Source organism: Streptosporangium sp. NPDC002607 (genome assembly GCF_053592655.1).
Genome location: NZ_JBSFWD010000053.1, coordinates 42,291 through 54,009, shown reverse-complemented (window position 1 = coordinate 54,009; position 11,719 = coordinate 42,291). Strand labels below are relative to the sequence as shown.

The following is an 11,719-nucleotide window of genomic DNA, read 5'->3' as shown; positions in this document are numbered from 1 at the left end:
GGACGAAGCGGTTGCGGGTGTCGCACGCGTTCCATTCGCCGTTGATGGAGCCGATGCTGGAGGACTTCCGTGCCCTGGCCCGGACGTTGTCCTACAGTTCGCCACAGATCCCGGTGGTGTCCACGGTGACCGGCCAGGCGGCCACCGACGAGCAGCTGTGCTCGCCGGACTACTGGGTCGAGCAGGTGCGTCGGGCCGTCCGCTTCTCCGACGGAATCCGGACGCTGCACGCTCAAGGAGTGCGGGCCTACCTGGAACTGGGCCCCGACGGCGTACTGACCGCCATGGCGCAGGACGTCCTGACAGACGCCGAGGCGGTGGCGGATCCGGACGCGCTGCTGGTGCCGGTGCTGCGCGGGGACCGGGACGAGCAGAACACGGTGATGACGGCGCTGGCCGCCCTGCACGTGCGCGGGGTGCCGGTGGACTGGTGTGCGGTGTTCCCCGGCGCCCGCCGGGTGGAGCTGCCCACCTACGCCTTCCAGCGCCGGCGTTTCTGGCCGAGGCCTGCGCTCTCCCGCGTCGGCGATGTGACCGACGCCGGGCTCGGAGCGCCGGACCATCCCTTGCTGGGAGCCGCCGTTGAGCTGGCGGGCGGCGACGAGGTGCTCTTCACCGGCCGGTTGTCGGTGCGTTCCCAGCCGTGGCTGGCCGATCACGTGGTGTCGGGCCGGGTGGTGGTACCGGCGACGGCGTTCCTGGAACTGGCGATCCGAGCCGGTGACGAGGTCGGCTGCGCGCGAGTGGACGAGCTGACCCTGGCCGCGCCGTTGACGCTGCCCGAACAGGGCGGTGTCCAGGTACAGGTGCGGCTGGGCGAGCCCGACGAGAGGGGACACCGGCCGCTGAGCGTGCACGCGCGGCCGGAAGGCGAGGAGGAGCGCCCCTGGACACGACACGCGGACGGTCTCCTGGCAGTCGACGAGCCCCTTACCGCACCGCCGTTCGACACGACGGTGTGGCCACCGGCGGGTGCGACGCCGATCTCGTTGGAAGGCTTCTACGAGGGGCGGGCGGCGGACGGCTTCGACTACGGGCCGGCGTTCCGCGGCCTGACCGCGGCCTGGCGATGCGACTCGGATATGTACGCCGAAATCGGTCTGCCCGAGCAGGACGCGGCCGAGGCGGGGGCGTTCGGTATGCATCCGGCGCTGCTGGACGCGGTGCTGCACCTGTGCCTGCTCCTCGACCAGAGCGAGGACGCCCGGCGTAAGGTGCCCTTCGCGTGGGAGGGCGTGTCCTTGCACGCGGCGGGGGCATCGGCGGTCCGGGTGCGGTTGTCCTGGGCCGGACCGGACGCGATGTCGATCGCGATCGCTGGCGCGGGCGGTCCCGTGGCCTCGATCAGGTCGCTGACCCTGCGAGTCCTTTCGGACGAGCAGGCCACCGGCTCGCGAGCAATCGGAAGGGATTCCCTGTTCCGGCTGAACTGGGTCCCGCTGGTCGCCCCGGCCCCGCCGGTATCCGCGGTGTCGCCGAGCACTCTGGCAGTAGTGGGTCCGGACGAGTGGGGTCTCGCCGAAGCCCTTGCCGACGCCATGGGCGGTCCTGTCGGGACAGGTGCCGATCTGCGGTCGCTGGGAGAGGCGTACGACGGCGGTGCTCTCGTGCCGCGCACGGTGCTGGTACCGGTGGCCGGAGGCCCGGGCGACGGGGTGCCGGCGGCCGCGCACGGCCTGGCGTCGTCCGTGCTGGACCTGGTGCGATCCTGGCTCGCCGACGAGCGGTTCACCGGTTCGCGGCTGGCGTTCCTCACCCGGGGCGCGGTGGACGGCGATGACGTGGCGGCGGCGACGGTGTGGGGGCTCGTGCGCGCCGCCGAGGCGGAGCACCCAGGCCGGTTTGTACTGGTCGACCTCGACCTTGACCACGTGGGCGCGCCGGCGGCCTCGATCGCCGCGCTGCCGTCGGCCCTGGCCGCCGCCGAGCCGCAGCTGGTGATCCGGGATGGTGCCGTGCTGGCCGGCCGGCTGGCCCGGGTCTTCCCGCCCGCTGAGCCACCTGGCCTGGCCTGGGATCCCGAGGGCACGGTGCTGATCACCGGCGGCACCGGCGGCCTGGGCGGCCTGCTGGCCCGTCACCTGGTGACCGTGCACGGCATCAGGCACCTGACGCTGGTGAGCCGTCGCGGTGACCGGGCGGAGGGCGCCGGCGAGCTGGTGGCGGAGCTTACCGGGCTCGGTGCTCGTGTGATCGTCGTGGCATGCGATCTGGCGGATCGCGACGCTGTCGCCGGTCTGCTGGCCGGGATAGCCGCCGAGCATCCGCTGACCGCGGTGGTGCACACCGCGGGCGTGCTGGACGACGGTGTGATCGGCACGTTGACGTCGCAGAGCCTGGAGCGGGTGTTCCGCCCCAAGGTGGATGCGGCCTGGCATCTCCACGAGCTGACCCGAGACGAGAATCTGTCCGCATTCGTGCTGTTCTCGTCGGTGGCGGGGACGTTCGGGACGGCGGGCCAGGCCAACTACGCGGCGGCGAACGCCTTCCTGGACGCGCTCGCCCGGCGCCGCCGGGCCGAGGGCCTGCCGGGGCTCTCACTGGGATGGGGGCCGTGGGCCCAGGCCGGTGGCATGACCAGCGCCCTGAGCGAGGCCGAGATGGGCAGGCTCGCCAGGCGCGGGATGCTCCCGCTGTCTCCGGATCACGGTCTGGCGCTGTTCGACGTGACGGTCACGGGCGACGAACCGGCCTTGGTGCCCGCGCGCCTGGATCTGGCGGCATTCCGTACCGGCCAGGACGTCCCACTCCTGCTCCAAGGGCTGATCCGGTCGTCGGCCCGCCGGCAGGCGACGGTCGCAGCGGCGACCGCACTCGCCGATCGCGTCGCGCCGCTCGGAGCAGGCGAGCGGACGGCCGCCCTGCTGGAGCTGGCCCGCGACCAGATCGCCTTGGTGCTGGGCCACGCGGACGGCGACGCGATCGAGCCGCTGAGCAGCTTCCAGAGCATGGGCTTCGACTCGCTGACAGCCGTCGAGGTGCGCAACCGGCTGTCCGCGGCCACCGGGCTGCGCCTGCCCGCGACGTTGGTGTTCGACTACCCGAACGTCACGGCGCTGACGGAGTTCCTCCTGGCGGAGTTGCTGGGCGAGCACGGCGGCTCGGCGACCACGCGGACGGTCGCGCAGCCGGTCACATCGGCCGATGACGATCCCGTGGTGATCGTGTCGATGGCGTGCCGGTACCCGGGCGGAGTGACCTCCCCCGAGGATCTGTGGCGGCTGGTCGCGGAAGGTACGGACGCGATCTCGGCGTTCCCGGCCTCTCGTGGCTGGGATCTGGAGTCGCTGTACGATCCCGACCGCGAGCGCCGGGGCACCAGCTACGTCCGCGAAGGCGGGTTCCTGCACGACGCGGGGGATTTCGACCCAGGCTTCTTCGGCATCTCGCCCCGCGAGGCGCTGGCGATGGACCCGCAGCAGCGGCTCCTTCTTGAGGTGTCCTGGGAGGCGGTCGAGCGGGCCGGGATCGACCCGCTCTCGCTGCGGGGCAGCCACACGGGCGTGTTCGCCGGGGTGATGTACCACGACTACGCGACGAGCGCCGAGTTCCCGCCGGACGTGGTGAGCTTCATGGGCACCGGCACGGCCGGCAGCGTCGTGTCCGGACGGCTGTCCTACACGCTCGGCCTGGAAGGGCCGGCGGTGACGGTGGACACCGCGTGCTCCTCCTCACTGGTGGCGATGCACCTGGCCGCGCAGGCGCTGCGCTCGGGTGAGTGCTCGCTGGCGCTGGCCGGTGGGGTGACCGTGATGGCCACCCCGGGGGCGTTCATCAACTTCAGTGCTCAGGACGGGCTGGCCGGCGACGGCCGGTGCAAGTCATTCTCCGAGGCCGCCGACGGTGTCGGCTGGTCCGAGGGTGTCGGGATGCTGGTGCTGGAACGCCTGTCCGACGCGCGGCGCAACGGCCACCAGGTGCTGGCCGTGGTGCGCGGGTCGGCGGTGAACCAGGACGGCGCCTCCAACGGGTTGACCGCGCCGAACGGTCCGTCGCAGCAGCGGGTGATCCGCCAGGCACTGGCCGGCGCCGGGCTGGCCCCGGCGGACGTGGACGTGGTGGAGGGTCACGGGACCGGGACGAGACTGGGTGACCCGATCGAGGCGCAGGCGCTGCTGGCGACCTACGGGCAGGACCGGCCGGATGACCGCCCGCTGCTGCTGGGCTCGATCAAGTCGAACATCGGCCACACCCAGGCGGCCGCGGGCGTAGCCGGTGTGATCAAGATGGTCATGGCGATGCGCCACGAAGTGCTGCCGGGCACGCTGCACGTGGACGCGGCCTCGTCGCACGTGGACTGGAACCAGGGCGCGGTGGAGTTGCTCACCGAGCACCGCCCGTGGTCGGAGATCGGACGGCCGCGGCGGGCCGGGGTGTCGTCGTTCGGCATCAGCGGGACCAACGCACACGTGATCCTCGAGCAGGTGCCGCCGACCACGGATGCGGGGACCGGCTCGGCGCCAGGCGTCGTGCCGGGTGCGGTGCCCCTGTTGCTCTCGGGGAAGACGAGTGACGCGCTGCGGGCCCAGGCGGCACGCCTGCTGTCGCGGGTCCAGGACGATCTGGACGCCTCCCCGGTGGACATCGGCTTCTCGCTGGCGACGACCCGCTCGGCGTTCGAGCATCGGGCGGTGGTGCTGGCCGGTGACCGGGACGAGCTGCCGGCGAGCCTGACGGCGGTGGCGGACGGGCATTCGGCGACCGGAGTGGTCCACGGACGTGGCACGCGGCCGGGCAGGCTCGCGCTGCTGTTCACCGGGCAGGGTGCTCAACGGCCCGGAATGGGCCGTGGGTTGTACGAGCGGTTCCCGGTGTTCGCCGGTGCCTTCGACGCCGTGCTCGCCCACCTGGATCCCGAGCTGGACCACCCGCTGCGCGAGGTGATGTTCGGCGACACCGAACTGCTGGACCAGACCGGATACACCCAGCCGGCGCTGTTCGCGCTGGAGGTGGCGCTGTTCCGGCTGGTGGAGTCCTGGGGCGTCAGGCCGGATTTCCTGTCCGGGCATTCGATCGGCGAGATCACGGCCGCGCACGTGGCCGGCGTGCTGCCGCTCCAGGACGCGTGCCGGCTGGTGGCGGCGCGTGCCCGGCTGATGCAGGCGCTGCCGCCGGGCGGGGCGATGGTCGCCGTCCAGGCTCCGGAACAGGAGGTACTGCCGCTTCTCGCCGGGCACGAGAACGAGGTTTCCATCGCATCGGTGAACGGTCCCGCTTCGTTGGTGATCGCGGGTGCCGAGGAACCGGTCGTCCGGATCGCCGCCCGGTTGGAGGCCGAAGGGCGCAAGACGACGCGGCTGAGGGTGAGCCACGCGTTCCATTCGCCGCTGATGGAGCCGATGCTGGCGGAGTACCGGCGGGTGGCCGAGGGCCTGGTCTTCGCACCGCCGCGGATTCCGGTGGTCTCGACCGTGACCGGCGAGCCGGCATCGGCCGAGGAGTTGTGCTCGCCGGACTACTGGGTGGCGCAGGTACGGCGCGCGGTCAGGTTCGCCGACGGCGTGGGGACGCTGCAAAGGCAAGGGGTCACCGCGTACCTCGAACTGGGACCCGACGGGGTGCTGACGGCGATGGCCGAGGACGTCGTCTCGGGCGAGGCCGCCGGGCACCCGGGGCAGTCCGGGCCGCAAGTGGGCGCGGTGCTTGTCCCGGCGCTACGCAGGGACCGCGACGAGCAGACCGCGATCATGACGGCGGTGGCGAGGTTGCACGCGCACGGTGTCGCGGTGGACTGGCCGGCCGTGTTCAGGACCGCGTTCGCCGGTGCCCGCCGGGTGGATCTGCCGACGTACGCCTTCCAGCATCGATGGTTCTGGCCGAGTGGGCGGCGGGTCGGGGACGCCCGGGATCTCGGGCTCGCGGCGGCGGCGCACCCGCTGCTGGGGGCGGCGGTGGAGCTGGCCGGGACGGACGGCGTCGTGCTCACCGGCCGTCTCTCGCTGCGGTCGCACCCGTGGCTCGCGGACCACACCGTGGGCGGGACGGTGGTCTTCCCCGGCGCGGGGTTGCTGGAACTCGCCATCCGGGCCGGAGACCAGGCCGGGTGCGACCGGGTGGAGGAGCTCACCATGGCCGCCCCGCTCGTGCTCGGCGAGCGGGACGCGATGGCCGTACAGGTGTCGGTAGGCGCGCCCGACGCGTCGGGCCACCGCGAGCTCGGCGTCTACGCGCGGCCCGCCGACGCCGCCGATGACGAGCCATGGGTGCGGCATGCGACCGGTGTTCTCTCCGACGGCGGCCGCGCGGCCGCGGGCCGGGGCCAGGCGTTCGACACCGAGGTGTGGCCGCCGCGGGGGGCGTCCGCCGTCGAGCTGGACGGCCTCTACGACCGGTTCGCCGAAGGCGGGTTCGCCTACGGGCCGGTGTTCCAGGGGCTGCGCGCGGTCTGGCGGCGCGACGATGAGGTGTTCGCGGAGATCGCCCTGCCGGAGCAGGTCGGCGACGCCGGCTCGTACGGCGTGCACCCGGCGCTGCTGGACGCCGCCTTGCACGCGGTGCCGTTCCTGGAGGCGGCCGAGCCTGAGGCGGGACGCCTGCCGTTCGCGTGGGGCGGAGTGCACCTGCACGCCGGCGGCGCGACGATACTGCGCGTGCGCGTGACCAGGACCGGCGCGGACGCGGTGTCGGTGACCGCGGTGGACATGGCGGGAGCGCCCGTGCTCACCGCCGAGTCGCTGGTGTCGCGTCCGGCATCGCCCGGCGGGCCGGTCGCCGGCGGTGACCGCCGAGCGCCACGGGACGCGCTGTTCCAGCTGGAGTGGACACCTCTGCCCGAGGAGCCGGTCTCCGTCGCAGAGCTGGACGTGGCGGTGCTGACCGGGGACCTCGCCGCACTGGACGGCCTGCCGGCAGGGGCACCGGACGCGCCGCGTGCCGTGGCCGTGGCCGCGGGCTCGTTCCTCGCCGCGGACTCCGCCCGTTCCATGGATGTCGTCGCCGCGACGCGCGAGTCCACCGCCCGCGTTCTGGACCTCCTGCAGCGCTGGCTCGCGGAAGACCGGTTCGGCGACACCCCCCTCATCGTGGTGACGCGCGGCGCGGTCACCGTCCCAGACCACGACCCGGACCACGACCGCCTGATCGACCTGCCGGGGGCCGCCGTGTGGGGCCTGGTCCGTGCCGCGCAGGCGGAGGACCCCGGCCGGTTCGTGCTCGTCGATCTCGATGTGCCGGGGGAGCCGTCCAGGGCGCTGCTGTCGGCGGTGTTGGCCTGTGGTGAGCCGCAGGTCGCGGTGCGCGACGGGGTGCTGAGCGTGGCACGCCTGGCACCGGTGGCGCCGGGCGAGGACACCGTACGGCGGTGGGACCCCGAGGGCACGGTGCTGATCACCGGCGGTACGGGCGGTCTCGGCGTCGAGGTGGCGCGGCATCTGGTGAGCGAGCACGGGGTACGGCATCTGCTGCTGGCAGGTCGCCGGGGGCCGGCGGCGCCGGGCGCCCCCGCGCTGCGGGCCGAGCTGGCCGCCTGCGGTGCCGAGGTCACCATCGCCACGTGCGACGTGTCCGACCGGGACGCGCTCGCCGGCCTGCTGGCCGCCGTACCCGCCGAGCATCCGCTGACCGCGGTCGTCCACGCGGCGGGGGTGTTGGACGACGCGACGATTCCCTCCCTGCGGCCTGAGCGGCTGGACACCGTGCTGTTGCCCAAGGCGGGTGCCGCCTGGTACCTGCACGAGCTCACCCAGGGCATGGATCTCGCCGCGTTCGTGCTCTTCTCGTCGGTGGCCGGCCTGGCCGGCGGCGCGGGGCAGGGCAACTACGCCGCGGCCAACGCCTTCCTCGACGGTCTGGCCCACCACCGGCGGGCCGCCGGGCTGCCCGCGATGTCGCTGGCCTGGGGGCCCTGGGCGCAGGACACCGGGATGACCGGTGGCATGACCGGCGGGCTTGACGACACCGATCGGCGGCGGATGGCGCGCGCGGGTATTCGCCCGCTGTCGGTGAGGCAGGGGCTTTGGCTGTTCGACGCGGCCGTCGCCGTGGACCGCCCGGTGCTGGCGCCGGTCCGGCTCGATCTGCCGGCGCTGCGGGCGCGTGAGGACGTTCCGCCGCTGCTGCGGGGCCTGGTGTCCGCCAGGCGCCGTACGGCCACGGGCGGGCGGCAACAGGAACCGGACACCCTGGTGCGCAGTCTGACCGCTCTCGGTGCCGCCGAGCGTGCCGAGGTGCTCCTGGATCTCGTGCGCGCCCAGGTGGCGGGCGTGCTCGGGCATGCCCGAGCCGACTCCGTCGAACCGGACCGCGCCCTCAAGGAGCTGGGCTTCGACTCGCTCACCGCCGTCGAGCTGCGCAACCGGTTGAACGGCGCCACCGGGCTGCGCCTGCCGGTCACCCTGGTGTTCGACCACCCCACGCCGCTCGCTCTCGCGGACCACCTGCTTGACCGGCTCGGCCTGACCGAGCCGACGGGGTCCGCGGCGCTCCTGGCCGAGCTCGCGAAACTGGAGAAGGCCTTCAGCGAGATGACCGTCGACATCGATGTGCACAAGCAGGTCGCGGCGCGGCTGGACGTTCTGAAGACCAAATGGGCGGCGCTGTCGCACGATTCCGGCGACATGGAGTTCGACCTCGATTCGGCCACGGACAGCGAGATGTTCGAGATCCTCGACAACGAGCTCGGCCTGTCGTGAATTCATCACCATTCCGGATCATGCGGGAGCTGACCACATCATGAAGGCGCGAAATCTGCTCGCGGTAAGCGACCTGCATGTCGCCTACGCCGAGAATCGACGCTTCGTCGAAGGGTTCCGGCCCGGGTCCGAGGAGGACTGGCTGATCGTCGCGGGTGACGTCGGCGAGCGTGCCGAGGACATCGAATGGGCGCTCACCCTGCTGGCACGCCGCTTCGCCCAGGTCATCTGGGCGCCGGGCAACCATGAACTGTGGACGCCGCAGGACGACCCGATTCAGCTTCGCGGTGACAGCCGGTACCGGTACCTCGTGGACATGTGCCGTCGCCTCGGAGTTCGCACGCCGGAGGACCCTTACCTGATATGGGACGGGCCCGGGGGACCGGTTACCATCGCGCCCCTCTTCCTGCTGTACGACTATTCGTTCCACGCCCCTGGAACGGCCACGAAGGCGCAGTCGCTGGCAGTGGCGTACGAGAACGGTGTGGTGTGCACGGACGAGATGCTGCTGCATCCCGATCCGTATCCGAGCCGCGAGGAATGGTGCTGGGCCAGGCTGGAATTCACCGAGCGTCGGCTCGCCGCGTGCGATCCCGACCACCCGGTCATCCTCGTCAATCACTATCCACTGGTACGTGAGCCCACCCGCGTCCTGCGCTATCCGGAGTTCGCCCAGTGGTGCGGCACCCAGCGGACCGCCGACTGGCACCTCAAGTACCGGGCGGCCGTGGTCGTGTACGGCCACCTGCACATACCACGCACGACGTGGCACGACGGAGTTCGCTTCGAGGAGGTTTCGTTGGGATACCCGCGGGAGTGGCGCCGACGGGGTGGGACCCCCCGTCCGGCGCGGTCGATCATTCTGGCCCCCGAACTCACGCCATGATCGAGGACCTGCTGCCCGGCGAGATCATGTCGTCGGAGGCCTTCGACGACTCGCAGCCATGCGCCCTGTTCCTCGCCGAGGAGGCAGTGATCAGCGGGGCGGTGGAGAAGCGCCGCCGCGAGTTCACCACGGCGCGCTGGTGCGCCCGCGACGCCCTGAGGCGCCTGGGTCACCCGCTGGTGCCCGTGGTGCCGGGCGCGAAGGGCGCGCCGGTCTGGCCCCCCGGTGTCGTCGGCAGCATCACCCACTGCGCCGGATACCGTGCCGCCGCCGTCGCCCGGTCCGATGACATCACGACCCTTGGGATCGACGCCGAGCCGAACAAACCGCTGCCCCCCGGCATCCTGGAGACCATCGCGGTCGACGACGAGTCACGCTGGGTGACGGATTTCTTGCGGCGCGACCCGTCGGCGAGGTGGGACCGGCTGCTGTTCAGCGCCAAGGAGTCCGTTTACAAGGCGTGGTTCCCGCTGGCCCCGCGGCGGGAACCACGCCTCGACTTCACCGAGGCGTCGATCACCTTCGACCCGGTCGGGGGCGGTTTCCTGGCCCGGCTGCTGGTCGAGGGGCCGAGACTGCGCGACGGCAGCGAGCTGAGGGAGTTCTCCGGCCGCTGGCTGGTACGCGGGGGTCTGGTGATCACGGCCATCGCGGTCGTGGCCACCGCCCCGGACGCTTCGGACGACCGGGATCCTCCCTTGCTCGGTGACGCCGAGCAAGGGAGGATCCGCCTCTGACCGGCGAGGTCGCCGGCGGAGTCCGCAACCGCGTGAGCTACACCACGGCACCCTCCCCCCTGGAGGGGGTGTTCCAGAGCCGCGCGAGGAACAGAGTGAGCGTGCCCGCGACGGAGTGGTCGGGCTCACTCGGATGGTCGAGCGCCCATGTGTCGAGGGCGTCGAAGACGCCGATCGTCGCCACGGTGATCAATTCGACGTTTGGCAGCGGATCGATCAGGCCGATGCGCAGGCCGTTCGCGACGAGTCGGTGAATCCAGGATCGGCTTTCACGGTCGAGGTGGGGGCGCTCGGCAAGTACCGCCCGGTCGTCCGGGTGTTCGCGCAGATGTGCCACCAGCCGGGTCGTGCCCGCCACGACCTGCTTCCACAGTTCATCCTCGGTCGCCACGTCGGCCCAGGGGCCGAGCGCGGTGAGCGTTCGGCCGCCCGCGTCGGCGAGCACAGCGCCGAAGAGGTCGTCTTTGCCGTCGAAGTAGTGGTAGGCGGAGGTCTTGGAGATACCGGCCTCGGCGATGATCTGGTTGAAGGACGCCGCATCCTTGCCGTCGCGCGCGAAGTGGGTGCGGGCGACGGCAAGGATGGCGGCTCGCGTGTCAGCCGGCAGTCGGTCGAAGCGGGGAAGTGGCATGGGTTCCCTAAGGGCTGTATGTGAGCGGGGAGGCCGGCTGCCGGATGGCAAGCCTGCGGTTGACGCGGCCCGTCATGATCCAGTGTGCGGCCCACAGCGGGAGGGCGATCGCTCCGCCGATGTACCCGGCCATTCCGGGGAAGAGCGACAGGATCTGGAAACCGCACCATCCGTATCCGAGTGCCGCCCACCACCGGATGAATCCGCCCGGCATACGCGCGTCAGCGGTCATTGAGGCGGAGACGGTCCGCACGATGAAGAAGTCTTCAGTGAAGTTGTAGGGGATCGCGAACATCCACCAGACCGATGCGGGCGGTGCGGTCCTGGCATCGGGGCGCACGAGCGTCATCGTCCGCTGAAGGGCACGGCAGTACAGCGCGACGAGCCCGAAGAAAACGGCGACGGCGATCAGCCCGCCGGGCATGCCCAGCGCCCCGATCTCACCGAGGATCCCGAGCCCCCACTCCGGGGCCCAGAGCGGATAGCCAAGGATGATCGTGACAAGGATGGTGCCCACGGTTTTGACGACAGCTCGCATGCCTGGAGTGTACTGGTGGTGCACACCGATAGTGCACAAGTGGGCGGGCGTCAGCCCAAGGTGCACCGCCGCGTGTTCGGCGCCGGCGAGGCCGGTATCGGCCACATCGCGCTGCGGGTGCGCGCGCTGTCCGGCAGCACCCGCCCGGGGGTGCGTCCGCGGACCTCGATCGAGCGCGGGATCGAGGCGATGGAGCGCTTCGGCCGCGACGTGCTGCCGTTGCCCGGCTGACAACGGGAGGAAACGAGGAGCGAGGAGACAAGATGAGCGGCTCACCTGTCTCCTCGCTCCAGTGCC

6 protein-coding genes are annotated in these 11,719 nt (G+C 71.9%); 4 read left to right on the top strand and 2 right to left on the bottom strand.

Translation table 11 applies throughout. The annotated features are described in order from the left end of the window. The first annotated feature begins 17 nt into the window (after nucleotides 1–17). The 3 genes from ACWD3H_RS38775 to ACWD3H_RS38765 are packed head-to-tail and all read left to right on the top strand — an operon-like array spanning nucleotide 18 to nucleotide 10,253. Nucleotides 18–8,630 carry an SDR family NAD(P)-dependent oxidoreductase gene (locus ACWD3H_RS38775; RefSeq protein WP_451958549.1) on the top strand — a complete coding sequence of 2,871 codons (8,613 nt, stop codon included), beginning with the start codon at nucleotides 18–20 and terminating at the stop codon, nucleotides 8,628–8,630. Nucleotides 8,631–8,670: 40 nt separating this feature from the next. Continuing rightward, entirely contained in the window at nucleotides 8,671–9,516 is an 846-nt protein-coding gene (locus ACWD3H_RS38770) for a metallophosphoesterase family protein (protein WP_451958548.1), read from the top strand. Beyond that, nucleotides 9,513–10,253, top strand: a complete 741-nt coding sequence (locus ACWD3H_RS38765) for a 4'-phosphopantetheinyl transferase family protein (RefSeq protein ID WP_451958547.1) — start codon at nucleotides 9,513–9,515, stop codon at nucleotides 10,251–10,253. Before ACWD3H_RS38770 ends, ACWD3H_RS38765 begins: the two co-directional genes overlap by 4 nt. A gap of 37 nt (nucleotides 10,254–10,290) precedes the next feature. Here the strand turns inward: ACWD3H_RS38765 and ACWD3H_RS38760 are convergent, their stop codons facing one another. Both ACWD3H_RS38760 and ACWD3H_RS38755 read right to left on the bottom strand, forming a co-directional pair. Next, a complete protein-coding gene (locus ACWD3H_RS38760) occupies nucleotides 10,291–10,884 on the bottom strand; it encodes a TetR/AcrR family transcriptional regulator (RefSeq protein WP_451958546.1) in 594 nt (197 codons plus the stop codon). Nucleotides 10,885–10,891: 7 nt separating this feature from the next. After that, nucleotides 10,892–11,422, bottom strand: a complete 531-nt coding sequence (locus tag ACWD3H_RS38755) for a hypothetical protein (protein WP_451958545.1) — start codon at nucleotides 11,420–11,422, stop codon at nucleotides 10,892–10,894. An 18-nt stretch (nucleotides 11,423–11,440) separates the two neighbouring features. Between ACWD3H_RS38755 and ACWD3H_RS38750 the strand changes: the two genes are divergently transcribed. Continuing rightward, nucleotides 11,441–11,653, top strand: coding sequence for a hypothetical protein (locus ACWD3H_RS38750; RefSeq protein ID WP_451958544.1), 213 nt, complete (start codon nucleotides 11,441–11,443; stop codon nucleotides 11,651–11,653). Nucleotides 11,654–11,719 lie beyond the last annotated feature (66 nt).